The organism is Pantoea sp. UBA5035, assembly GCF_002415245.1.
GTDB lineage: Bacteria > Pseudomonadota > Gammaproteobacteria > Enterobacterales > Enterobacteriaceae > Pantoea > Pantoea septica.
This window is the reverse complement of record NZ_DICD01000027.1, coordinates 247,202-271,987: the sequence shown is the minus strand read 5'-3', so window position 1 is coordinate 271,987 and position 24,786 is coordinate 247,202. Positions and strand designations below refer to the sequence as shown.

Below are 24,786 nucleotides of genomic sequence, written 5' to 3'. Positions count from 1 at the left end.
CAGTTCATACAAGGAGTGAGGTCATGAAGAACGTCAAAACCAGTGTCATCTGGTTAGCGGTGGCGTTAGTCGGCGCGGGCGCATTCGCCATGCTGGCGTTAAACCGCGGCGAGCACGTTAACGCCGTCTGGCTGGTAGTGGCCGCCGTCGCCTGCTACAGCATCGCCTATCGCTTTTACAGCCTGTTTATCGCCCGCAATATTTTCGAGCTGGACGATCGCCGCCGTACGCCCGCCGAGCGCTTCAACGACGGCCTCGACTATGTACCGACCAATAAATGGGTGCTATTCGGTCACCACTTCGCCGCGATCGCCGGCGCCGGGCCGCTGGTCGGGCCGATTCTGGCGGCGCAGATGGGCTTTCTGCCCGGCACCATCTGGATCCTTGTCGGCGTCATGCTGGCGGGCGCGGTGCAGGATTTCCTCGTGCTGTTTATCTCTACCCGCCGCGACGGCCGCTCGCTGGGCGAGATGGCGCGTCAGGAGCTGGGCGCCTTTGCCGGCGTGATTACCATGCTCGGCGCGCTCGGCGTGATGATCATCATCCTCTCCGCGCTGGCGCTGGTGGTGGTGAAAGCGCTGGCCAACTCGCCGTGGGGACTCTTTACCATCGCCGCGACCATTCCGATTGCGCTGCTGATGGGCGTCTATATGCGCTTTATCCGTCCCGGCAAAATCGCGGAGGTGTCGCTGATCGGCTTTGTGCTGATGATGGCGGCGATTATCTACGGCGGCAACGTGGCGCAGGATCCCTACTGGGGCCCCTTCTTTACCCTGAAAGGCACCTCGCTGACCTGGGTGCTGGTAATCTACGGTTTTGTCGCCTCGGTGCTGCCGGTCTGGCTGCTGCTGGCGCCGCGCGACTATCTTTCCACCTTCCTGAAAATCGGCGTGATCGTCGGACTGGCGGTCGGCATCGTCTTCGCCATGCCGGAAATGAAGATGCCAGCGGTAACCCGCTTTATCGACGGCAGCGGCCCGGTCTTCGCCGGTCAGCTCTTCCCCTTCCTGTTTATCACTATCGCCTGCGGCGCCATCTCCGGCTTCCATGCGCTGGTTTCCAGCGGCACCACGCCGAAGCTGGTAGAGCGCGAGAGCCATATCCGCTTTATCGGCTACGGCGCGATGCTGATGGAATCGTTCGTCGCCATCATGGCGCTGATCTGCGCGTCGGTTATCGATCCCGGCGTCTACTTCGCCATGAATGCGCCGGCGGCGCTGATCGGCACCACGGTAGAGAACGCTTCGCAGGTGATTAACGGCTGGGGCTTCGTGGTGACGCCGGAGATGCTTTCGGGTATCGCGCGTGACGTCGGCGAGGCTTCGGTGCTGTCGCGCGCGGGCGGCGCGCCGACCTTTGCGGTGGGCATGGCGCATATCATCACCGACGTCTTCAACAGCCGCGCGATGATGGCCTTCTGGTATCACTTCGCCATCCTGTTCGAAGCGCTGTTTATCCTGACGGCGGTGGATGCCGGCACGCGCGCCTGTCGCTTTATGGTGCAGGATCTGGTCGGCACCGTGGTGCCGTCGCTGGCGAATAACCGCTCGTGGGTGGGTAATATGGCGGGCACGGCGGTCGCGGTGGCCGGCTGGGGCTTTTTCGTCTATCAGGGCGTGGTGGATCCGCTGGGCGGCATCAATACCCTGTGGCCGCTGTTCGGCATCGGCAACCAGATGCTCGCCTCGATGGCGCTGATCCTCGGCACCGTGGTGCTGTTTAAGATGAAGAAGCAGCGCTACGCCTGGGTGACGATTCTGCCGACCGTCTGGCTGTTTATCACCTCGATGACGGCGGGCTGGCAGAAGATTTTTCATGAGAAGCCCGCTATCGGTTTTCTGGCGCAGGCGAACAAGTTCCGCAAAGGCATCGACGAAGGCGTGATTATCGCCCCGGCGAAGAGCGTGGCGGATATGCAAACCATCGTCTTCAGCAACCAGATTAACGCCGTGCTGTGCGGCTTCTTTATGCTGGTGGCGGTCACCATGCTGATCGCCGCCTTCTTCGTGATTCGCCGCGCCCTGCGCAGCAACGTGCCGACCACGCACGAAGCGGAGCCGTCGCTGCGTAAGGAGGTCCATCATGTCTGATGCGATTCGCCGCGCCGTCCGTCCGGCGCGCCTCGATACCATTACCCGCTGCCGCCCGCTCGACGCCCCCAGGCGCTTCAGCTGGCGAACGCTGTGGCGCGGCGTGCAGCAAAGCTTCCGCCTGATGGTGGGCGTGCAGGATTATCAAAATTATCTTCAGCATATGCAGCGTCAGCACCCGGATCTGACCCCGATGAGCGAGCGCGATTTTCATCGTTACTGTCTTGATGCCCGGTTCCCCAGTCAGGCAGGTAAGCTGGGAAAATGTCCTTGTTAAGCAGGTAAATCGGCCCCGCGACGCGGGGCTTTTTTGTGCCATTCTTTATCAGACCGGAAAATATATTTGGCTGGCATCTTGTGCTGAAGTGAGATGCCGAATACTGTTGATAAAATAATGAGATAACGCCAGTAGAGCACTCCCCCGGAGGACCTTTCCATGACCGATGAACAAGGGCAAACGTTGCTGTATACCTTGTTTGGCACGACCAGCCCTCATTGGCGCCTGACCACCGACAGCGACGCCCTGCATTTTGCAGAGGATGAAAACGCGCACACCAACATCGCCGTTGCGCTGACGCCCGCGCAGGCCAGCCTGTTGCGCGCCATGCCGGTGATCACCTCCAGCGTAAACCTGACGCTGCCGCTGCACGGCACGCCGGTGCCGATGCATTTCGTCGGCCGCAAGGTAAACCAGTCGAGCTGGGCCGGCACCGCCTCCGCGTGGGGCGATACCTCCGCCGTCGCGCGCGACCTGACGCTGGGGCTCTCGTTTGCCGAACAGGTGGTTTCTGAAGCCAACTCGGTGATCGTGATTGTCGATCAGCGCGGCAATATTCAGCGCTTCAACCGCCTCAGCGAGGAGTACACCGGCCTCAACGAGCACGAGGTGATCGGCCGCAACGTTTTCCAGCTGTTTATGACCAAACAGGAAGCGGCCGCCTCGCGCCGCAACATCGCCGGCTTCTTCCGCGACGGCAATTCCTATGAGGTCGAACGCTGGGTGAAGACCCGTAAGGGCCAGCGACTCTTTCTGTTTCGTAATAAGTTCGTTCACAGCGGTAGCGGGAAAAATGAAATTTTCCTCATCTGTTCCGGAACGGACATAACCGAGGAGCGACGGGCTCAGGAGCGCCTGCGGGTGATGGCGAACACCGATACCGTGACCGGTTTGCCTAATCGCAACGCGATCCACCAGCAAATTAGCCTGGCGCTGGAGCTGGCGAAAGAGGATGAGACCGGCGTGGTCTACCTCGATCTCGATAATTTCAAGAAGGTGAACGACGCCTACGGCCATATGTTCGGCGATCAGCTGCTGCAGGCGGTGTCGCTGGCGATCCTCAGCTGTCTGGGGAAAGACCAGACGCTGGCGCGCCTCGGCGGCGACGAGTTCGTGGTGCTGGCGGAGCATACCAGCCAGGCGGCGCTGGAGGCGATGGCGTCACGCATTCTCGAGCGTCTGCGCCAGCCCTTCCGCATCGGTCTGATTGAGGTCTACAGCGGCTGCTCTATCGGCATCGCGCTGGCGCCGCTGCACGGCGAGGATCGCGAAAGCCTGATCCGCAACGCTGACACCGCGATGTATCACGCCAAAGAGAACGGGCGCGGCAAGTTCTGCGTCTTCGCCTCTGAAATGAATCAGCGCGTGTTTGAGTATCTCTGGCTCGACACCAACCTGCGCAAGGCGCTCGATCAGGATCACCTGACGGTGTTCTATCAGCCGAAGCTCGACAGCGACGGCGTGGTGCGCAGCGCGGAAGCGCTGGTACGCTGGAATTCGCCGGAGCGCGGCATGGTTTCGCCCGCCGACTTTATTCCCTATGCCGAAGAGTCGGGGCTGATTGTGCCGCTCGGCCGCTGGGTAATGCTGACCGTGCTGCGGCAGATTCTGGCCTGGCGCGAAGAAGGCATTAATCTACGCGTGGCGGTCAACGTCTCGGCGCGGCAGCTGATCGACCAGAGCATCTACAGCGATCTCAAGCTGGCGTTAATGGACAGCGGGCTGACGGAGTGCCCGATCGATATCGAGCTGACCGAAAGCTGCCTGATTGAAAATGAAGCGCAGGCGCTGACCCTGATGAAGCAGTTCCAGGAGCTGGGCGCGCAGGTGCATCTCGACGATTTCGGCACGGGCTACTCTTCGCTGTCGCAGCTGGCGCGCGTGCCGATCAACGCTATCAAGCTCGATCAAAGTTTTATTCGCAATATTAATGAGCAGCCGGTCTCTCAGTCGCTGGTGCGCGCGATTGTCGCCGTCGCTAAGGCGCTGACGCTGGAAGTCATCGCCGAGGGCATCGAGACGAAAGCGGAAGAAGAGTTTGTTCTCCTCAACGGCGTGGACGGGCGTCAGGGCTATTTCTACGCAAAACCAATGCCCGCAGAACAGTTCGGGCATTGGCTGGCTAAGCATCCTGCCCGCGTTTAAAACTCCGCGTTATTAGCCCGCTTTACGCAAGGATGCGCTATGGCGGTTTTGTAACTGCACCAGACGTTCCATATAGGCGATGTCTTTCGGCTCCAGCGTAAAGGCATAATCGACCCAGTCCTCAGTGATATCCATCAGCTCGGCGCGCGTCAGCTGCAGAACGCGCTGGCGCGCCTTCAGCATGGCGCGCACGCCGTTCAGCTTCGGCCGCAGCGTATCGATAAAGGTGCGCGTGCAGCGGTAGCTTTCGCCCGGCTGGAACACCTTGTCCACCAGACCGCGCGTCTCATACCATTCGGCGCTGTGCGACTCCCCTTCGCATATCAGCTCTTCCGCCAGCTTCATCCCGGCCCGACGCGCCACTAAAGAGTAGCCGCCCATGCCGGGGAACAGGTTAAAGGCGATCTCCGGGAAGCCGAGCCGCGCGTTGTTTTGCGCCAGGATAAAGTGGTGCGCCAGCGCGGCCTCAAAGCCGCCGCCTAACGCGCTGCCCTCAATCATCGCAATAGTGACCGCGCCGGTGTCGAAGCCGCGCGCCGCCGAGTGAATGCAGTCGACGCAGGCCCGCGCATAGGCGCGCAGCGCCTCGCGGCGGTTGTTGCGAATGCACTCGACGAAGAAGCGCAGATCGCCGCCCGCGTTGAACATCTGCGGCACCAGCGAGCCGGTAACCCAGAAATCGATCGGCAGACCGGAGCGCTGGGCCGCATAGCTCAGGTTCATGATCTCCTCAATCAATTCATGGTTGAAGCTGGGGCGCGGCTGCGCCCGCAGCATCATCCACATGGTGCGGCGGCCCTCTTCGTAGTACGCGGCAAGCTGAGTGGTCTGTCCCACTTCGGTGAACAGTCGGCAGGTTGGTTGGTTAATTACTGTCATCGTCTCATCCTCTGTTTATTTGATGCGTTAAACGCCACATCAGCGTAATGCAGAGAGAGGCCAGACCAAATGAGAGTTTGATTTATAAAGTAAAATCCAGAGATATCCCCGACTTAGAGGTCGGGGATGCTTAAGCGGGGTTACTTGATTGCCGCGCGCTGGCCAACCGCAACGCGAGAACGCTTAACGCGTTTTGAATAGACAGCAGTTATCACTGGCACCAGCACAGAGGTGACAATCACCGACGTCGCTACCAGCGCGGTGGCGGCTGGCGCAACCGGTTTAAACTGCGGCAGCATTTCCGCTATCAGCACCGGCGTCGCCACCGCCGCGCCCGCCGTGCTCGATGCGGCGATGCCTGCGGTGCCGTCGCCGCCGCCGATCAGCCGGTCGGCGATAATCAGCGGAATGCCGGTAATGATAATGACCGCCACGCCCAGCAGAATGCCCAGCAGGCCGGTTTGCGCGATCACCGTGAGGTCAATGGTATTGCCCAGCGCGAAGGCGAAGAAGGGAATAAGCGTGTGCACCGCTTTGCCGAAAAACTCCCGCAGTTCCGGATCCAGATTGCCGAGGGCAAAGCCGATCAGGAACGGCAGGACCGCGCCGACGAAGACGTGCGGTTCAAAAGAGGCGATGCCGGCGGTGCCGAGGATCACCATGGTCATCAGCGGGCCCGACTCCAGCGACATTAGCACAAAGGCGCCCGCCTCTTCTTTGCTGCCGTACTGCTGCATGATCGAGGCGTAGAGGCCGCCGTTGGTCATATCCATCGCCGCCACCAGCGCCAGCGTCGAGAGCCCGGCGAACATGCCGACCTCGACGCCGTTCTCCGGCACGACGCGGGACGCGATCGCCGCCACGATCCAGGCCACCGCGATTTTAGTGATCACCAGCGTGCCCGACTTGCGCAGGACCGTGCCGGTGGCGCTTAGCTTGATAGAGGCGCCCATACAGAAGAACCAGATGGCGAGGATCGGCACCGTACCGGTCATCAGGCCATTGCTGAAGGAACCCAGGTATTTGCCGGCGCCAGGCGTCAGCGTGTGGCAAAGCGCGCCGAGAAAGAGCGGGATGAGCATCATGCCGCCAGGAATTTTATCGATAGCACGTTTGATATGCATAAGGGATCACCTTTGCTGTCCAGAGGGAGGTGCGTTTTTTATGCCCGAGGGCGTGACAGCAAAGTACGGGTCGCCGCGAGGGAAAACAGTGATCGCGCCGTAAAAATGAAACGCTGTTTTATTTTTAGTGACCAGTATGTTTCGTTATTTTGATCGACGTCGCCATACCAGCGAAATCGCTAAGGAGATTAGCGGTTGTTCCAGATGCACGCAGGCGGCATCAACCGAAGGCAAAGTGGTGTCGATTCCCTTGATGCGGAACGCCTTACCCTCCGGTGATGCCGCCTGCGTGTTGATGCTTGCGTCATCTTTAACATCATTGATGCGGCAGATTACTCTTTTTGGCCGTACCAGGCGTTTTTGCCGTGCTTACGCAGGTAGTGCAGGTCGAGCAGCGTCTGATTAATCGGCGGCAGGTCGGCGCGCAGCTGCTGGCTGAACAGCCCCATATAGGCCACCTCTTCCAGCACTACGGCGCTGTGCACCGCTGCATGGGCGTCGCGTCCCCAGGCGAACGGCCCGTGTGAGTTCACCAGCACCGCCGGAATGGCGCTGGGCGAAAGATCGCGCTGGGCGAAGGTCTCGATAATGACGCCGCCGGTGTTCCACTCGTAGTCGCGCTGAATTTCATCGTCGTACATGGCGCGGGTACAGGGAATTTCGCCATAAAAATCGTCCGCGTGCGTGGTGCCCCAGGCGGGGATCGCGCGACCAGCCTGCGCCCAGATGGTGGCGTGGCGCGAATGGGTATGCACGATGCCGCCAATCTCCGGCCAGGCCAGATAGAGCGCGCGGTGGGTGGCGGTATCGGACGAAGGACGCTTATTTCCCTCAACAATCTCGCCGCTGGCGAGATCGACCACCACCATATCGTCGCGCTGCATGCTGGCATAGCTGACGCCCGAAGGCTTGATCACCAGTAAACCCTGCTCGCGATCCACCGCGCTAACGTTGCCCCAGGTAAAGGTCACAAGGTTGTAGCGCGGCAAATCCAGGTTCGCTTCCAGAACCTGCTGTTTGAGTTGTTCCAGCATTGTTTTCTCCTGCTCAGATTGATCTCTGAATTGTGCAGGCGCTGGCTAAAAAGCTTATGGAGAGACTGGCTGGAAAAGAGGCGGAAAACGGCTGATAAATAAAAAATGTGGCGCGAATTAGGAATCTTCCCTCTTCGGAAAATTTGCATAAGGCTTAGAATTCACTCATGCAATGGGCGGATCTATTTGCCGACTGCATTTATCTGCCCGAGACAACATTGTCCATAGTGAAAGGCATATCGGCATCTTCAGGGAAGAAGCGATGGCGTAATACGGGTAGATATAAGAACAGAGGAAAAAAACACCTATACTGAGTGTGTTGCCTCTGTGAGCACAATCAAGGAGAAGTTTATGACAACAACCATGAAACGTATTACCGCAGCTGTTTTGGCTACCACTTTAGTTGTCGCGCTGAGCGGCTGTTCCAACTGGTCAAAACGCGATCGTAACACCGCTATCGGCGCCGGCGCTGGCGCAATTGGTGGCTCGGTGTTAACGCACGGCAGCGCGCTCGGCACGCTGGGCGGCGCGGCGGTGGGCGGCGTTATCGGTCATCAGGTCCATTAATGACCGCAAAGCCGTTTTAATAATAAAAGGCTACACAGCGTATCAACATAACCATCGGGCTACAGACGTAGCCCGATTTTTATTTAACCGCCCGCCAGCTTGACCTTCAACCCTTTCGCTTCCAGCAGCTGTTTAAGCAGATCGCGTTTATCGCCCTGGATTTCGATAACGCCCTCTTTCACCGACCCGCCGCAGCCGCATTTTTTCTTCAGCTCCGCGCCCAGCTTGTTCAGGGCGTCGTCGTCGAGATCGAGTCCGGTAATCAGGCAGACGCCTTTGCCTTTGCGGCCGCTGGTCTGACGCTGAATGCGCACGATGCCGTCGCCTTTCGGGCGTTCGACCTTCTCTTGCGGCTGCTCGATGCGGCCCGTATCGGTGGAGTAGACCAGCGGATTGTCGCGGCTCATGAGGACTCCTTAAGCGAGGTTAAAATAGCTGACAGCGTGGCGGCGGGATCGGCCGACTGGGTAATCGGACGCCCGATCACCATATAGTCTACCCCTGCCTGCTGCGCCTGCTGCGGCGTCATGATGCGGCGCTGATCGCCGGCGTCGCTGCCTGCCGGACGGATGCCCGGCGTCACCAGCGCGAAATCGGCGTCGATAGCGGTTTTGAAACGCGCGGCCTCATGGGCGGAACAGACCACGCCGTCGAGGCCGCACTCGCGGGTCAGCTTCGCCAGGCGTTCCGCCTGTTCGGCGGGCGACAGAGTAATGCCGAGGCCGCGCAGATCCTCGGCGTCCATGCTGGTTAACACCGTGACGGCGATCAGCAGCGGCGCATCCTTGCCGAACGGCAGCAGCGCTTCGCGCGCGGCGTTCATCATGCGCGCGCCGCCGCTGGCGTGCACGTTCACCATCCAGACGCCCAGATCGGCCGCCGCGGCGACCGCATGAGCGGTAGTGTTGGGAATGTCGTGGAATTTAAGGTCGAGAAAGACCTCGAAGCCGCGCTGCTGCAGATCCTTCACCAGCGCCGGGCCAAACAGCGTGAACATCTCCTTGCCGACTTTTAAGCGGCAGCTCTGCGGATCAATCTGGTCGACGAAACGCAATGCGCTGTTGAGATCGTGATAATCGAGCGCCACCACAATGGGCGACGCGGTCACGGTTGACGATAAAGGCATGGCATTTCCTCGTAGTTGACGGCGACAGGCAAAGGGACAAACGGCAAGCATTCTACCCGCGCCTCTCGCCAGGGACAACGTTTGCGGCGCCCTTGCCGCCTGCATGGCGACAAGTTGCACATTGCCGCGCAGAGGTTCCTGATGCCTTAATAGTATGTTGTAACTAAGGAGGGTTGCAGCATAAAACGGCGCGACGATCGGCTATTGACCATCGAGTCCGCGGATCGGTTTGACCGAAGACCAGGTGCGGCAGGAAGGACAGTGCCAGTAGAGCGCATGGGCGGTAAAGCCGCACTTCTGGCAGCGATAGCGCGGCTTGGTGCGGATCTGCTCGCCGACCATGTCGCGCAGCACCATCAGGCTCTCTTTGGCGCGTCCGTCTTCCGCTTCGTGCAGATGGAAGTCCATCAGGCGATGAAAAACGCGCATGGTGGGATGACGCTGCAGCTGACGGTTGATATAGAGCTGCGCCGCTTCCGGCCCTTCATGGCGCTCGAGAATATCAGACATATAGAGTTCAGCCGCCGCGCCGGTGTTCTCATCTACGCAGCGCTGCAGAAAGGCCGCCCAGGCATCGGGCTGATTCAGCCGCTGATAGCAGGTTTCCAGCATCGGCAGCGTTTCGCTCACCAGCTCTTTATCCTGATCCAGCACGCGCTGTAGATGGTCGATCGCTTTAGCGTACTCGCCTTTTTCAATCAGGATACGCCCCATCATGATTGACACGCGCGCGCTCTGGCGATCGGCCGCCTCGCCCTTTTTCAGCAGGCTCATGGCGCGATCGAGATCGTCGCTGCTCATCGCCTGTAATGCCAGCTCGCAGTAGAAGTGGGCGATCTCCCCTTTCTGCTTGTCTTTGCCTAGCTTCACCAGCCGCTCGGCAACCTCTATTGCCTGATGCCAGTCGCTGGTCGCCTGATGGATCAGCAGCAGCTGCTGCAGCGCGCTGATGCGGAAGTCGGTTTCATCCGTCAGCTGCTTGAACATATCTTCGGCGCGATCGTAAAGCCCGGCGGCCATATAGTCGCGACCCAGCTGCTGGATCGCCAGCAGGCGCTGATCGTAGTTGAGGGAAGCGCTCTCCATTAGCGACTGGTGAATGCGTATCGCGCGATCCACCTCGCCCCGCGAACGGAACAGATTGCCCAGCGTCAGGTGCGCCTCCACCGTGCCGCTGTCCTCTTTCAGCATATCGAGAAAGAGATCGACCGCTTTGTCCTGCTGGTTGGAGAGCAGAAAGTTAACGCCTGCGACGTAATCCCGCGACAGGCGACTCGCTTCCTGTTGCTTGTCCTGTTGCGCGCTGCGTCGCCCCATATACCAGCCGTAAGCCGCAGCGACGGGCAATAACAGAAACAGCAATTCATGCATGGAGGACTATTCCCGACCCGCGACGGCGGTCGATGAGGCGGCAGGCGGCGCGCTTTTATCCAGCTGCGTCTGCATACGTTTGATTTTGCGCTGCGCATGCCCCAGCGAGACGCGAACGCGCAGCCAGAAGAGACCGCAGATGGCCCAGCCCAGCACAAAGCCCGCGCCGAACAGCGCAGCCAGCAGCGTAGAGATACGGAATTCGCCCTGCGCCAGCAGATAATTGAAGGTGATGACCTGGTCGTTATGCGCGCCTAAGGTGACGGAAATGATAAAAATGACCAATACCACTAAGAAAATCAGCAAATATTTCACAGTGCATCCTGTTGTGAGGTTATCCGGTAGAAGTATGCCAAAAAAGCGGCAACAATGCTGCTCCCTGCAGCGCCAGGCGCATCGCTTTTACGCAAGCGCAATCAATAATATGGGGATAAAGTCCGGAATTACAATCCGTTTTCCCGCTGCGCCACTTCCTTTCGCTCTTCCGGCGGCAAGGTAAGCGGGCCGCAAAAGCGCTGCGCCAGCCAGGTGGCGAAGGAGACCAGCAGCCAGGAGAGCGCCACCGCCACCGCCAGATCGCCCGGCCAGTGCATGCCCAGCAGCAAACGGCTGGCCATTACCGCGCCCGCCCAGACGCCGACCACCGCAATGGTGACATAGCGGCGGCGCGGCCAGAGCAGGCTCAACACCAGCAGCGCCCAGCTGGCGGCGAACAGCGTATGGCCGGAAGGAAAAGCGAAGCCGGTTTCAAACGCCCAGTGGCGCTTCAGCCAGCCTGGCAGCATCCGGTCGCTGGCGAGCAGCTGATCGACCCGCTGACCGCGCTCTTTACGCGTCATGCTGTAAAACTCGCGATCGTCGAGGCCGTGGTTATGCTCGAGCCAGACGACATACGGGCGCGGCTCCTGAACCTGATCCTTGATATAGGATTTGGTGTATTGCCCGGTGAGAATGGTGGCGTTCATGATCACCAGCAGCAGCAGCGCCGGCTTGAGGCGAAAGCGCAGGCACCAGAGCACCCAGAGACTGAGCAACAGGCTGGTCAGGGTGCCCCAGGGGCGCGTCACGGTTTCGGTCATCCAGTACAGGACACGCAGCAGCGCATCGCTTTCGCCGGGCTGCCAGCGCCAGCCGGTCGCCCAGACCACGAGCGGAATGATCATCAGCAGCAACATGCCTGCCGTAGTGCGACGCAAAATCTGCAGCATCCTTTCTCCTCTGGTACGGCCTCATATTGCCGCTTGCAAATAACTTTATCTTAAAAAATAATAACATAACTTGTTGCGCATTGGATAATCGTGCTTTATCACTACAATCGCTCTGACAAATTACCAGCCCAACTTCACGTTGTGGCACAATATTGCCAATTTTTTCAGGCCATACTGGCCTGTGCGCTGTTTTAGAATAGCGCATCCTCTGAAGGTTCTGGAGAGTCACATGCAGCTTAAACGGGTGGCAGAAGCCAAACTGCCCACGCCCTGGGGCGATTTCCTCATGGTAGGTTTTGAAGAACTGGCAACCGGTCACGATCACGTCGCGCTCATTTTCGGCGACATCAGCGATAACACGCCCGTGCTGGCGCGCGTTCATTCGGAATGCCTGACCGGCGACGCGCTGTTCAGTTTACGCTGCGACTGTGGTTTTCAACTGGAAGCGGCGCTGAACGCCATCGCCGAAGAGGGTCGCGGCGCACTGCTCTATCATCGTCAGGAAGGCCGCAATATCGGCTTGCTGAACAAGATCCGCGCCTATGCGCTGCAGGATAAAGGCTATGACACCGTCGAAGCTAACCATCAGCTCGGCTTTGCGGCGGACGAGCGCGACTTCACGCTGTGCGCCGATATGTTTAAGCTGCTGGGGGTGAACGAAGTACGTTTGCTGACCAATAATCCGCGTAAGGTGGAGATCCTCAGCGAAGCGGGCATCAATATCGTTGAGCGCGTGCCGCTGATCGTCGGTCGCAACCCGAAGAATGCGCACTACCTGGATACCAAAGCCGCGAAGATGGGCCATCTGCTGCCGAAGTCGGAATAACGGGTCTCAGCTTCTATGTTGAGACGCGGGCGGCAGGGCTCGAGGAGTAAACCGACCTGCGCCATGAATGGCGCAGGTCGAACGGACAAAGGTTGAGTCTTTTACGGCGTTGCGTTTAGTTAAGCATATTGCGAATAACGTAGTGCAGGATGCCGTCGTTGCGGTAGTAGGTCAGTTCGTTGCCGGTATCGATGCGGCAGCGCGTCTCCAGCGTCTCCCGCGTGCCGTCCGGGCGCGTCATCGTGACCTGCACCGTGCAGCCCGGCTGCAGCTGCGACAGGTTTTCGATATCAAACACCTCTTCGCCGGTCAGCTGCAGCGTTTTACGCGTCACGCCCGGCGCGAACTCCAGCGGCAGAATGCCCATGCCGATCAGGTTGGAGCGGTGAATACGTTCGAACGACTCGGCGATCACTACGCGCACCCCCTGTAAACGCGGGCCTTTCGCCGCCCAGTCGCGGCTTGAACCGGAGCCATACTCTTTACCGGCAATCACCGCCAGCGGCGTGCCCTCCTGCTGATACTTCATCGCCGCGTCATAAATCGCCAGCTGTTCGCCGCTGGGGATATGGCGCGTATAGCCGCCTTCAACCCCGGGCACCATCTCGTTGCGAATACGGATATTGGCGAAGGTGCCGCGCATCATCACTTCATGGTTGCCGCGTCGTGAGCCGTAGGAGTTAAAGTCGGCCCGGTCGACGCCGTGAGACTGGAGATAGCGTCCCGCCGGACTGTCCGCTTTGATGCTGCCAGCGGGCGAAATATGGTCAGTGGTCACGGAATCGCCAAGCATCGCCAGCACGCGCGCCCCTTTAATATCTTCAACCGGTTTCGGCTCGCGCTCCATATCGTCAAAGAACGGCGACAGGCGAATATAGGTAGAGCCCTCGTCCCACGCATAGGTGGCCGCTTCGCTCACTTTGATCGCCTGCCACTCTTTGGTGCCGTAGAACACCTCGGCGTACTCTTTATGGAACATGTCGCTGGTCACCTGCTGCACCGCAGTGGCGATCTCTTCCGGCGACGGCCAGATATCCTTCAGGAAAACGTCCCTGCCCTGCGCATCCTGCCCCAGCGGCTTGGTCTGCAGATTAATCTTCATATTGCCCGCCAGCGCGTAGGCGACCACCAGCGGCGGCGACGCCAGCCAGTTGGTTTTCACCAGCGGATGGATACGGCCTTCGAAGTTGCGGTTGCCGGAGAGCACGGCGCCGACGGTCAAATCGCCCTCTTTAATCGCGGCTTCAATCTCGTCGGGCAGCGGCCCGGAGTTGCCGATACAGGTGGTGCAGCCGTAGCCCACCAGGTTGAAGCCGAGCTTGTCGAGATAAGGCGTCAGCTGCGCGACCGCCAGATAGTCGGAAACCACTTTCGAACCCGGCGCCAGCGAGGCTTTCACCCAGGGCTGACGCTTCAGGCCGCGCTCAACCGCTTTTTTCGCCAGCAGCCCCGCCGCCATCAGCACGCTCGGGTTAGAGGTGTTGGTGCAGGAGGTAATGGCGCTGATCACCACGGCGCCGTCCTCGATCTCATGGCTGAGACCGGTGCGGCTGTCGGTATAGGTGACAGATTTATGCGCCGGCTGGCTGTGATTCACCTCCAGCTCGTTGCTGGCGTTGAACGCGGCAGGCACATCGCCAAGGGAAACGCGATCCTGCGGACGTTTGGGGCCGGCGATACTCGATTCCACGCTATCCATATCAAGCGCCAGCGAACTGGTGAAGATCGGCTCGTCGCCCGGATTGCGCCACAGCCCCTGGGTTTTGGCATAGGCTTCCACCAGCGCGACCTGCTCGGCATCGCGCCCGGTCAGCGTCAGGTAGCCCAGCGTAACGTCGTCGACCGGGAAGAATCCGCAGGTTGCGCCATATTCCGGCGCCATATTGGCGATCGTCGCGCGGTCTGCCAGCGGCAGATCCGCCAGACCGTCGCCGTAGAACTCCACAAACTTGCCGACCACGCCATGCTTGCGCAGCATCTGGGTCACGGTCAGCACTAAATCGGTGGCGGTTATACCGGGACGCAGCTTGCCGGTCAGCTTAAAGCCGACCACGTCCGGGATCAGCATAGATACCGGCTGTCCAAGCATCGCCGCCTCGGCTTCGATGCCGCCGACGCCCCAGCCCAGCACGCCAAGCGCATTGATCATGGTGGTATGCGAGTCGGTGCCGACCAGCGTATCTGGCCAGGCGAACTGTTTGCCGTCGATCTGCTCATGCCAGACCGATTTGCCGAGATACTCCAGGTTCACCTGGTGACAGATGCCGGTGCCCGGCGGCACGACGCGGAATTTATTAAAGGCCTTCTGGCCCCAGCGTAAAAAGACATAGCGCTCATGGTTGCGCGCCATTTCCAGCTCGACATTCTCTTCAAACGCGCTGTCGTCGCCAAAGTGATCCACGGTAACGGAGTGGTCGATAACCAGATCCACCGGCGAGAGCGGATTGACCTTCGCCACGTCGCCGCCGAGGCGCTTCACCGCCTCGCGCATCGCCGCCAGATCCACCACCGCCGGCACGCCGGTAAAATCCTGCATCAGCACGCGCGCAGGACGATAGGCAATCTCTCGATCGGCATGCGCATTTTGCTGCCAGCCAACCAGCGCCTGAATATCCTCTTCCGTCACGGAATCGCCATCCTGCCAGCGCAGGAGATTCTCCAGCAGCACTTTTAACGATTTGGGAAGGCGGTCGATGTTGCCGAGGTGTTGGGCGGCGCGGGGAAGACTGAAAATATGATACTGCTGCTTGTCGACCTGCAGCGTGTCCCGACTCTGCTCGCGTAGGGTGTCCGACATAGCTCCTCCTTTTCTTATCGTGATCGCGGTAACCTCAGAGAGAACAAGGTTTATGTTAAAGATAGACTACATTTTCTTTAACGTTTTGATTACAACACGAAATGCTACACCATTGCGCAGACAAACGAAAACGCCCCGCAGAGTATGCGGGGCGTTAGCGAAAAGAATAAGGAGAAATACCGCTTTCAGGTTATACAGCAATCCATACGGCCGCTGCCCAGAATGCAAACGAGAATGCATATGCGCTCAGCCAGGAGATCTTAATGCTATTAAAAGTCATATTCATACGTCACTCCTCCCGAATTCGGGCGTAAAAAAATCCTGCAGTCATCGGTTAGATGACACCTTTTTTTATGCTGAGTGTAAAAGAGTGGGCTTTTAATTTGCCCGCCGGATAACCGGAAAGAAGTATTACGCTGGCGAAGCCAGTTACGCTGACAGCTTATTTGGCTTTCGTGTCCATGAAAGACTCGATGAAGTGACGCTGATTTTCACTCAGTTCCCAGCTATCCGGGATAGTCACTTTGTGTTCCGTCACGCTGCTCTCTTTGCCTTTACAGGCTGGCGCCTGGAGCTGTGGCGCGGATAACGATTGTTTACGGCTGAGTGTGTTTGCCCACATGGTTTAGCCCCATATACGCCAGATCATCAGTGCTACAACTACCCAGAACAGCGCAGAAGCAGCTATTACGGTTAACCAGGCCTTGCGACGGGTGTTACCAGAGCGCTCAACCTTGGTGCTTTTTGCCCGGAAGTCCGGTTGTACAGTCAGTCTCGTAGCCATAGTTTTTGATAATCACTCTCAATAAAACGATTGATAACATCGATTAAGATTTAGGACGAATCCTAAACTCATTAAGGCCGAAAATCCAGTTATTTTTATTGAGCACAACGATTAACGCTATTAATCAACGTGGCCTGAAAACTTAAGGAATAATGAACCGCGACACATTTCCTTAATTGAATTATTAGATTGCAAATTTGAGTTAAATTGCGATTAGGGCCATTTCAAATTTGAGTTAAATTTATAAGTCCTGATAAAAAGCGCTTTCACATCAGGTCTTAACTGGAGTATGGGAATAATCCTGGCGTGGCGCAAAGCGGCAAAGTTAAAATTGTGTACTGTTTCTCATTTAAGTAACGCAAACAGAAAAACATGTGATCGATGTTTCATTTACAAAAAAATAATAACTTTTTTCGACATTAAGGTGGCGCTAACGGCTACGGACAAAAAAGGCTGCCTGAGCAGCCTTTAGCAATGCTAAACGAAACGCGGCGTTACTTAAACGGCAGCTTGATATCTTTGAACATCGCTTCGATATCTTCGTTGGAGCGCAGCGCGACCGCCGCATCGACCACGTCACGCGTCAGGTGCGGCGCAAAGCGTTGAATAAAATCATACATATAGCTACGTAAAAAGGTGCTGCGTCGGAAGCCGATTTTCGTGGTGCTGTTGGTGAAAATTTCCGCCGCCTCGATGCGTACCAGGTCAGGATCGGCGAGGGGATCGACCGCCATGCTGGCGATAACGCCGACGCCCAGGCCTAAGCGAACATAAGTTTTAATAACGTCTGCGTCGGTGGCGGTGAAAACAATGCGTGGCGTCAGACCTGCGCGGTTAAATGCGGTATCCAGCTCCGAGCGCCCGGTAAAGCCGAAGGTATAGGTCACCAGCGGATATTCCGCCAGCTCTTCGATAGAGACCTGGCCCTTGCCCGCCAGCGGATGATCGGGCGTCACCACAATGGCGCGATTCCAGTGGTAGCACGGCAGCATAATCAAATCGTCGTAGAGATGCAGCGCTTCGGTGGCGATAGCGAAATCGGCGTTGCCTTTGGAGACCGCTTCGGCGATCTGCGTCGGCGAGCCCTGATGCATATGCAGTGAGACGCGCGGATAGCGCTCGATAAAGCCCTTAATGACGCCAGGCAATGCATAGCGCGCCTGGGTATGGGTTGTCGCCACATAGAGCGATCCCTTATCCGGCCAGGTATGCTCTCCCGCCACCGATTTTATCGCATCGACTTTGGACAACACCTCGCGGGCGATGCGAATGATCTCCTCGCCGGCCGGCGTGACCTGGGTTAAATGCTTGCCGCTGCGTGCAAAGATCTGCACGCCCAGCTCATCCTCCAGCATGCGCACCTGCTTACTGATGCCCGGCTGAGAAGTGTAAAGCCCTTCTGCTGTCGAAGAGACGTTCAGGTTGTGATTAACCACTTCGACGATATAGCGCAACTGCTGCAATTTCATATCTGTTCCATCCCAGTAAGCTACAGAGCAGCATCCCCGATTGACGTATTTTCGCCGGATCGGTGAGAAAAGAGGCAAAGCACAGGAACATGTCGGAAATGCTATAACCACTATATCATCGCGAGGAGGAATGTAGAACGTTTTGATATAAGGCTAAGAAAAAGGCCAGCATTGCTGGCCTTAGATAAAGAGAGGAGATTACTTTTTCGCTTCCTGCCACTTGCCGTCGATATAAAACGCTGACCAGCCTGTGGCTTTGCCCTCTTTCTCAGAGGCGACATACTGCTGTTTGGTTTTACGGCTAAAGCGCACCATCGTCTTGTTGCCGTCGGCATCGGTCGCAGGCGCCTCAGCCAGGTAGCGCAGTTTTTCCGGCAGGCGATCTTTAAAGCGCTGCAGCTCTTCCACTAACGGCGCGCGGGTTTCGCGCGATTTCGGGAAGGTATTGGCTGCCAGGAACACACCCGCCGCCCCGTCACGCAGCACGAAATAGGCGTCCGATTTCTCGCACGGCAGTTCAGGCAGCGGCACCGGATCTTCCTTCGGCGGCGCAACCTCGCCGTTACGCAGGATTTTACGCGTGTTCTTACAGTCGTCGTTGGTGCAGGCCATATACTTGCCGAAGCGCCCCATTTTCAGGTGCATTTCCGACCCGCACTTCTCGCACTCCACCACCGGACCGTCGTAACCTTTGATGCGGAATTCGCCCTGCTCGATCTCGTAGCCGTCGCACTCTGGGTTATTACCGCAGACGTGCAGCTTGCGCTGCGGATCGATCAGGTAGCTGTCCATCGCCGTGCCGCACTTCTGGCAGCGGCGACGGGCGCGCAGCGCGTTGGTTTCAGCGTCGTCGCCTTCCAGCACGTTCAGCACTTCGTTTTCCGGGATCAGGTTGATGGTCTGCTTGCAGCGCTCTTTCGGCGGCAGCGCATAGCCCGAACAGCCGAGGAAGACGCCGGTGCTGGCGGTGCGGATACCCATCTTGCGTCCGCAGGTCGGACAGTCGATAGAGGTGAGCACCATCGGGTTCGGCTGCATGCCGCCCTCTTCCGGATCTTTCTCCGCTTTGTCCAGCTGCTGAGTAAAGTCGCTAAAGAAGTTATCCAGCACGCCTTTCCATTCCGCCTCGTTATTGGCGACGCGGTCAAGGCTGTCTTCCATGGTGGCGGTAAAGTCGTAGTTCATCAGATCGCGGAAGTTCTCTTCCAGCCGATCGGTGACGATCTCGCCCATCTTCTCGGCATAGAAACGGCGGTTTTCCACGCGTACGTAGCCGCGATCCTGAATGGTCGAGATAATGGCGGCGTAGGTAGAGGGACGGCCGATGCCGCGCTTCTCCAGCTCGCGCACCAGCGAGGCTTCGCTGAAGCGTGCCGGCGGCTTGGTGAAGTGCTGGCTCGGCGTCAGCTGCTGCAGCTCGAGCGTTTCGCCTTTGGCGACGTGCGGCAGCGTGCGGTCTTCATCGTTTTTACGCAGCGCAGGCATCACGCGCGTCCAGCCGTCGAAGCGCAGCGTGCGCCCTTTCGCCTTCAGCCTGAAGCCGGCGGCAGCAACGGTAAGCGTGGTGGAATCGTACTGCGCCGGCATCATCTGACAGGCGACGAACTGACGCCAGATCAGCTGGTAGAGCTTCTGTGCGTCCGCTTCCATATCCTTGAGCTTTTCCGCCACGACGTTGACGTCGGAAGGACGGATCGCTTCGTGCGCTTCCTGGGAGTTCTCTTTACTGGCGTAGGTGTTCGCCGTCTCCGGCAGATACTTTTTGCCGAAGTTTTTGTCGATGTAGCCGCGCGCCATCGCCAGCGCATCCTGACTCAGGTTGGTAGAGTCGGTACGCATGTAGGTAATGTGGCCCGCTTCATACAGGCGTTGCGCCATCATCATGGTTTTCTTGACGCCAAAACCGAGTCGCGTACTCGCCGCCTGCTGCAGCGTCGAGGTAATAAAGGGAGCGCCAGGCTTGCTGCTGGTAGGTTTATCTTCGCGATCCACTACTTCATAGCGGGCGTTTTCCAGCAGCGCGACCGCGGCCTGGGTCTGCTCGCCATTGACCGGACGGAACGGGCTGTCGTTCTGGTGGGTGACCGCCATCGCCAGCAGATCGCCTTTCGCGGTATGCAGATCGGCGTTCAGCTCCCAGTACTCTTCCGGCACGAACGCTTTGATTTCCCGTTCGCGCTCAACTACCAGGCGCACCGCCACGGACTGGACGCGACCGGCAGAAAGGCCGCGCGCAATTTTTTTCCACAGCAGCGGCGAGACCATATAGCCGACGACGCGGTCCATAAAGCGACGCGCCTGCTGGGCGTTGACGCGGTCGATATTCAGTTCGCCCGGCGTTTCGAACGCCTGACGAATCGCATTTTTGGTGATTTCGTTAAACACCACGCGGCTAAAGCGCTTGTCGTCGCCGCCGATCACTTCCCGCAGGTGCCAGGCGATGGCTTCCCCTTCGCGGTCAAGGTCGGTTGCGAGATAGATGTGGTCGGCGTTCTGCGCCAGCGCTTTCAGTTCGGAGACGACTTTTTCCTTGCCGGGCAGGATCTGATAATCCGCTTTCCAGCCGTGATAGGGGTCAACGCCCATACGGCTGACCAGCGCGGCCTTTTCATCTTTTTTAACTTTTTTCGCTTTTTTGTCGCCGGCCCCGTCAGCACTCTTTTTCGCGGTTGAACCACTGGTCGGCAAATCACGGATATGACCGACGCTGGATTTCACCACGTAGTCACTACCGAGGTATTTATTGATTGTTTTGGCCTTTGCCGGGGACTCAACGATGACGAGTGCTTTACCCATATGTACCTTTACCTAATGAAAACGTCCTGATAAACGGGAGAGGATTTGATGCCCAGAAACCCAGTGGGTTCAATATTGTTGCGCCTTTTTTGCTTTTCAAGGCTGCGGGGTCAATCTCGGGCCAGCTGGCATATGTTTATGCAAGGGTATGAATAAGAGCGACTTTTTCATCTGACACAATCACACTTCCCGGTGTGATCTCCCTGAAATCTGAATCGCCCACACTCTACCTGATAAAATTCGTTACGCAACTTAATTAGCACTCAGTTGAATTTTGCGCCAGATTTTCACGCGTTTTGCTGATTTGCCGCGCAGCGGTTTTGGCACGTAATATAGAAAGGATTTTATGGATGTCAAAAAGGGGATATTCAATGCAGAAAAATACGCAACCCATTTCACGCCAGGCGCTACTGGAAAAAGCCAATGCGCTTATTCAGGAACACGACGATTATTTTGCCGGTCTGGAAGCCGACGAAGTGATTCAACAGGGCGACGTGCTGGTGTTTCGCGGCCCCTTTTTCCTTGATGACGAAGGGCTGCCGACGGCGAAGACCACGGCGGTGTTTAACGTTTTTAAATATCTGGCGCTGACGCTTTCGTCACGCTATCACCTGGCGTAAAAAACCTGGCCCTGATAGCAAAAACGCATTCCTGCGTGCTCGTCCCGCGCACTCCCTTGCGCGGAACGTTTTGCTCTTTGGGCTCAGACCTCCGCCTGCAGGCTGGCCGTTAAAGCAGCGGCTTCTCGCCGCGCTGCCACCACTTCATCAGCAGGCGTTCCGCGACCGAGCCGGCGCTGTGGGTGACGCGGTCGATCATCTTGCGGCGACGCGCATAGTGCACGCCCAGCACGTTAAACACATCCATCTGACTGATGATCAGCTCGTCGCTGGTGCTGATATCGTCAATAAGATTTAACGCCAGCGCCTGGCGGCCATACCAGTGTTCGCCCGTCGCGACTTTGTCGATATCCAGCGACGGCCGCATCTGATGCACGAACTCTTTAAACAGCAGGTGCGTTTCGTTGAGATCTTCCTGGAACTTCTCGCGACCCTCGTCGGTATTTTCGCCAAACAGCGTCAGGGTGCGCTTGTACTGCCCGGCGGTGTGCAGTTCGACATCAATATCGTTGCGCTTGAGCAGACGATTGAAGTTCGGGATCTGCGCCACCACGCCGATGGAGCCAAGGATGGCGAAAGGGGCCGCCACGATGCGATCCGCCACGCAGGCCATCATGTAGCCGCCGCTGGCGGCCACTTTATCTACTGCCGCCGTCAGGCGCAGACCGCGATCGCGCAGGCGCTGCAGCTGCGATGCCGCCAGGCCGTAGCCGTGCACCACGCCGCCCGGGCTCTCCAGCCGCAGCAGCACTTCGTCGCCCTTCTCCGCCACCGCCAGCACGGCGGAAACTTCTTCACGCAGCGCGGTGACTTCGCCGGCGTCCATGCTGCCCTTGAAGTCGATCACGTAGAGCGTTGGCTTCTGGCTCTCGACGACGCCCTGCTTCGCGGCGCGCTTCTCCGCCTTTGCCTTCTGCTTTTCCGCTTTTTTATGCTGCTTCAGCCACACTTTCTGCACCTGCGGCTTCATTTTAGCCAGCTGCAGATCGTCCTTCATTTGCTGATAGTCGTCGCCCAGATGCGTCAGCCGCAGCTGGCCGGCCGCCTGGCCGCGCTTGCGCAGCGCCGCGTTAACGATAATCGCCACAACGGCGGCGACGGCGATCACCACCGTCACCGCTTTAGCGAGAAATAATCCATAGCTGGAGAGTAAATCCATTCTGCCGCCTTATTAAACAGAGAATTAGCACCGATCGGAGAGTTTACCGGGTTTAGCGCCGCCCGTCGCCTGAAATGCCAGCGGCCGGCACAGAAAGCGCCTGCGGATGATTGCACCCTCCGGCGAATTGAGGCATAAAGCCAAAAACCCGTTTACGCGCTCAAGGAAAAACGTCGTGCACTATCAACCGAAAAGCGACCTGCTGCAAAACCGCATCATTCTCGTCACCGGCGCCTCCGACGGCATTGGCCGCGAAGCCGCCATCACCTATGCGCGCTACGGCGCGGAAGTGATCCTGCTGGGCCGTAACCTGCCGCGGCTGGAGCAGACGCAGCAGGCGATCGCGCAGCTGGGCCTGCGCCCGGCGCACTGCGTGGTATTCGATCTGGCGCAGGCGACGCCGGCATCCTGTCAACAGCTGGCCGGCCAGCTGGCGCAGCAGTTTCCGCGCCTGGACGGCGTGCTGCACAACGCCGGCATTCTGGGCGAGATCGTGCCGCTCGCCGAGCTGGATCCGCAAATCTGGCAGCAGGTCATGAAGATTAACCTCGACGCCACCTTTTTCCTGACCCAGGCGTTGCTGCCGCTGCTGCTGAAATCAAGCGCCGGCTCGCTGGTCTTCACCACCTCCAGCGTGGGCCGCACCGGCCGCGCCGGCTGGGGTGCCTATGCGGTGTCGAAGTTCGCCACCGAAGGCATGATGCAGGTGCTGGCGGATGAGTATAAGAATCAGTCGCTGCGGGTCAACTGTATTAACCCTGGCGGCACGCGCACCAAAATGCGCGCCTCCGCCTTCCCGCAGGAAGATGCCGACAAGCTGAAAACCCCGGCCGATCTGATGCCGCTCTACCTTTATGTCATGGGCGACGACAGCCGCCGTAAAACCGGCATCAGCTTCGACGCCCAGCCCGGACGCAAGCCCGGAGCGGCAGAGTAATGGGCGACGATCGCCACCAGCAGCGGCAGCAGCGGCTGAAAGAGCAGGTTGACGCGCGCATCGCCGCCGCGACGGAAACGCGCGGCATCATGATGGTCTTTACGGGCAACGGCAAAGGCAAAACTACCGCCGCCTTCGGCACCGCACTGCGCGCCGTGGGGCACGGCAAAAAGGTGGGCGTTATCCAGTTTATCAAGGGCGAATGGCCCAACGGCGAGCGCAATCTGCTGGCGCAGCACGGCGTGGAGTTTCAGGTGATGTCCACTGGCTTTACCTGGGAGACGCAGAACCGCGCCACCGACACCGCCGCCTGTCAGGCGGTATGGCAGCACGCCATGCGCATGCTGGCGGACGATACCCTGGATCTGGTGCTGCTCGACGAGATCACCTATATGGTGAGCATGGATTATCTGCCGCTGGACGATCTGGAGCGCGCGCTGGCGGCCCGTCCGGCGCGTCAGAGCGTGATCCTGACCGGGCGCGGCTGCCATCGCGCGCTCATCGAGCGCGCAGATACCGTGACCGAAATGCGGCCCGTGAAGCACGCCTTCGACGCCGGGATCCAGGCGCAGCAAGGCATCGACTGGTAGGCAAAAAAAAACGCAGCCCGTGAGCTGCGTTTTTTATTAGCCGCGTTTGCCGCCGCCGCTGTTGTTGCTGCGTCGACCGCTGCCGCTCACCTGCGTGTGGCGCTTAACTGCACGACGAATTTGATTCGCCTTGGTGCGGCGGCGATCTTTTTCCACCGCCAGCTTGGTGACCGTCTCGTCATCCATGCCTACCAGCGAGCGCAGATAGTTAACCGCCGCCAGATCCATCTCCATCCAGCCGCCGCGCGGCAAGCCTTTCGGCAGCGTGATATCGCCGTAGCGCACGCGCATCAGGCGGCTGACCTGCACGCCGACCGCTTCCCACAGGCGACGCACTTCGCGGTTGCGTCCTTCGGTCAGGGTGACGTTATACCACTGGTTGACCCCTTCGCCGCCGGCGAAGCGCAGCGTTTTAAAGGCCGCCGGGCCATCTTCCAGCTGCACCCCTTTGCTCAGCTGACGAATTTTATCGTCGTCAACCTGACCAAACACGCGCACGGCATACTCGCGCTCAACTTCGCGGCTCGGGTGCATCAGACGGTTCGCCAGTTCGCCATCGGTGGTGAACAGCATCAGCCCGCAGGTATTGACGTCAAGTCGTCCGACCGCAATCCAGCGGGAGCCGCGCAGGCGCGGCAGGCGATCGAACACCGTTGGACGCCCTTCCGGATCGCTGCGGGTACAGAGTTCGCCTTCAGGCTTATAGTAGGCCAGCACGCGGCAAACCTCTGTCGCCGACTCGGCGATAGAAACCAGATGACCGTCGATGCGGATTTTCAGGGATTTGTCATTTTCAATGCGGTCGCCAAGGGTGGCGAGTTTGCCGTCGATACTGACGCGACCGGCTGCGATTTTTGCTTCGATTTCACGACGGGAACCGTGGCCTGCACGTGCCAGGACTTTCTGTAACTTTTCGCTCATAGCGGCCTCACTGTCGCCTTCCCAGGCGTCATTTGGGTTAAAATTCTTTAAAATCAATAACTTAAG

22 protein-coding genes are annotated in these 24,786 nt (G+C 58.5%); 8 read left to right on the top strand and 14 right to left on the bottom strand.

The window, feature by feature from the left end; translation table 11 throughout:
• Positions 1–23: 23 nt before the first annotated feature.
• The 3 genes from B3229_RS18125 (at position 24) to pdeR (ending at position 4,512) form a co-directional block, all read left to right on the top strand.
• On the top strand, positions 24–2,090 hold the full coding sequence (locus tag B3229_RS18125; RefSeq protein ID WP_048781853.1) for a carbon starvation CstA family protein: 2,067 nt from the start codon (positions 24–26) through the stop codon (positions 2,088–2,090).
• A complete protein-coding gene (locus tag B3229_RS18120) occupies positions 2,083–2,367 on the top strand; it encodes a YbdD/YjiX family protein (RefSeq protein WP_033790312.1) in 285 nt (94 codons plus the stop codon). The genes B3229_RS18125 and B3229_RS18120 overlap by 8 nt, the downstream gene beginning before the upstream one ends.
• 159 nt (positions 2,368–2,526) lie before the next feature.
• Entirely contained in the window at positions 2,527–4,512 is a 1,986-nt protein-coding gene (gene pdeR, locus B3229_RS18115; RefSeq protein WP_286873092.1) for a cyclic di-GMP phosphodiesterase, read from the top strand.
• Positions 4,513–4,524: 12 nt separating this feature from the next.
• Here pdeR and B3229_RS18110 read toward each other — a convergent pair whose 3' ends face one another.
• The 3 genes from B3229_RS18110 to araD all read right to left on the bottom strand — a co-directional run bounded on the left by B3229_RS18110 (position 4,525) and on the right by araD (position 7,549).
• Positions 4,525–5,391, bottom strand: a complete 867-nt coding sequence (locus tag B3229_RS18110) for a crotonase/enoyl-CoA hydratase family protein (RefSeq protein WP_048781859.1) — start codon at positions 5,389–5,391, stop codon at positions 4,525–4,527.
• 140 nt (positions 5,392–5,531) lie between these two features.
• On the bottom strand, positions 5,532–6,515 hold the full coding sequence (kdgT, locus tag B3229_RS18105) for a 2-keto-3-deoxygluconate transporter (RefSeq protein WP_048781861.1): 984 nt from the start codon (positions 6,513–6,515) through the stop codon (positions 5,532–5,534).
• A gap of 332 nt (positions 6,516–6,847) precedes the next feature.
• Entirely contained in the window at positions 6,848–7,549 is a 702-nt protein-coding gene (gene araD / locus B3229_RS18100) for an L-ribulose-5-phosphate 4-epimerase (RefSeq protein ID WP_048781863.1), read from the bottom strand.
• Positions 7,550–7,900: 351 nt separating this feature from the next.
• On the opposite strand from araD, the gene osmB reads away from it, so the two are divergent.
• Positions 7,901–8,116: an osmotically-inducible lipoprotein OsmB gene (osmB, locus tag B3229_RS18095; RefSeq protein WP_033746828.1), complete on the top strand. Its 216-nt coding sequence runs from the start codon at positions 7,901–7,903 to the stop codon at positions 8,114–8,116.
• 83 nt (positions 8,117–8,199) lie between these two features.
• On the opposite strand, the gene yciH is transcribed toward osmB, so the two are convergent.
• The 5 genes from yciH to pgpB all read right to left on the bottom strand — a co-directional run bounded on the left by yciH (position 8,200) and on the right by pgpB (position 11,821).
• Entirely contained in the window at positions 8,200–8,523 is a 324-nt protein-coding gene (yciH, locus tag B3229_RS18090; protein ID WP_048781865.1) for a stress response translation initiation inhibitor YciH, read from the bottom strand.
• On the bottom strand, positions 8,520–9,242 hold the full coding sequence (gene pyrF / locus B3229_RS18085) for an orotidine-5'-phosphate decarboxylase (protein ID WP_286873085.1): 723 nt from the start codon (positions 9,240–9,242) through the stop codon (positions 8,520–8,522). Before pyrF ends, yciH begins: the two co-directional genes overlap by 4 nt.
• Before the next feature lie 201 nt (positions 9,243–9,443).
• Positions 9,444–10,613, bottom strand: coding sequence for a lipopolysaccharide assembly protein LapB (gene lapB, locus B3229_RS18080; RefSeq protein WP_033790325.1), 1,170 nt, complete (start codon positions 10,611–10,613; stop codon positions 9,444–9,446).
• 6 nt (positions 10,614–10,619) lie between these two features.
• Positions 10,620–10,928 carry a LapA family protein gene (locus B3229_RS18075; RefSeq protein ID WP_033746819.1) on the bottom strand — a complete coding sequence of 103 codons (309 nt, stop codon included), beginning with the start codon at positions 10,926–10,928 and terminating at the stop codon, positions 10,620–10,622.
• A gap of 128 nt (positions 10,929–11,056) precedes the next feature.
• Positions 11,057–11,821: a phosphatidylglycerophosphatase B gene (pgpB, locus tag B3229_RS18070; protein WP_277268738.1), complete on the bottom strand. Its 765-nt coding sequence runs from the start codon at positions 11,819–11,821 to the stop codon at positions 11,057–11,059.
• Positions 11,822–12,050: 229 nt separating this feature from the next.
• On the opposite strand from pgpB, the gene ribA reads away from it, so the two are divergent.
• Positions 12,051–12,647, top strand: coding sequence for a GTP cyclohydrolase II (gene ribA / locus B3229_RS18065; RefSeq protein WP_033746813.1), 597 nt, complete (start codon positions 12,051–12,053; stop codon positions 12,645–12,647).
• 115 nt (positions 12,648–12,762) lie between these two features.
• Here the strand turns inward: ribA and acnA are convergent, their stop codons facing one another.
• The 4 genes from acnA to topA all read right to left on the bottom strand — a co-directional run bounded on the left by acnA (position 12,763) and on the right by topA (position 20,493).
• Positions 12,763–15,444, bottom strand: coding sequence for an aconitate hydratase AcnA (gene acnA, locus B3229_RS18060; RefSeq protein ID WP_286873079.1), 2,682 nt, complete (start codon positions 15,442–15,444; stop codon positions 12,763–12,765).
• Between the two features lie 625 nt (positions 15,445–16,069).
• Positions 16,070–16,228 (bottom strand): YmiA family putative membrane protein, encoded by a 159-nt coding sequence (locus B3229_RS18055; protein WP_071997406.1) that lies wholly within the window; start codon positions 16,226–16,228, stop codon positions 16,070–16,072.
• A gap of 494 nt (positions 16,229–16,722) precedes the next feature.
• Positions 16,723–17,697 (bottom strand): HTH-type transcriptional regulator CysB, encoded by a 975-nt coding sequence (cysB, locus tag B3229_RS18050; protein WP_048781877.1) that lies wholly within the window; start codon positions 17,695–17,697, stop codon positions 16,723–16,725.
• 198 nt (positions 17,698–17,895) lie between these two features.
• Entirely contained in the window at positions 17,896–20,493 is a 2,598-nt protein-coding gene (gene topA / locus B3229_RS18045) for a type I DNA topoisomerase (RefSeq protein WP_048781879.1), read from the bottom strand.
• Between the two features lie 371 nt (positions 20,494–20,864).
• Between topA and B3229_RS18040 the strand changes: the two genes are divergently transcribed.
• Entirely contained in the window at positions 20,865–21,113 is a 249-nt protein-coding gene (locus tag B3229_RS18040) for a YciN family protein (RefSeq protein WP_286873072.1), read from the top strand.
• A gap of 109 nt (positions 21,114–21,222) precedes the next feature.
• Here the strand turns inward: B3229_RS18040 and sohB are convergent, their stop codons facing one another.
• A complete protein-coding gene (sohB, locus tag B3229_RS18035) occupies positions 21,223–22,272 on the bottom strand; it encodes a protease SohB (RefSeq protein ID WP_033746799.1) in 1,050 nt (349 codons plus the stop codon).
• Between the two features lie 175 nt (positions 22,273–22,447).
• Here sohB and B3229_RS18030 point away from each other — a divergent pair, with 175 nt between their 5' ends.
• Together B3229_RS18030 and cobO are read left to right on the top strand one after the other, a co-directional pair.
• Complete coding sequence (locus tag B3229_RS18030; protein WP_286873069.1) at positions 22,448–23,209, top strand: YciK family oxidoreductase; 762 nt, start codon at positions 22,448–22,450, stop codon at positions 23,207–23,209.
• Positions 23,209–23,799, top strand: coding sequence for a cob(I)yrinic acid a,c-diamide adenosyltransferase (gene cobO / locus B3229_RS18025; protein ID WP_286873067.1), 591 nt, complete (start codon positions 23,209–23,211; stop codon positions 23,797–23,799). Before B3229_RS18030 ends, cobO begins: the two co-directional genes overlap by 1 nt.
• 36 nt (positions 23,800–23,835) lie before the next feature.
• Here the strand turns inward: cobO and rluB are convergent, their stop codons facing one another.
• A complete protein-coding gene (gene rluB / locus B3229_RS18020) occupies positions 23,836–24,720 on the bottom strand; it encodes a 23S rRNA pseudouridine(2605) synthase RluB (RefSeq protein ID WP_048781888.1) in 885 nt (294 codons plus the stop codon).
• Between the last annotated feature and the right edge of the window lie 66 nt (positions 24,721–24,786).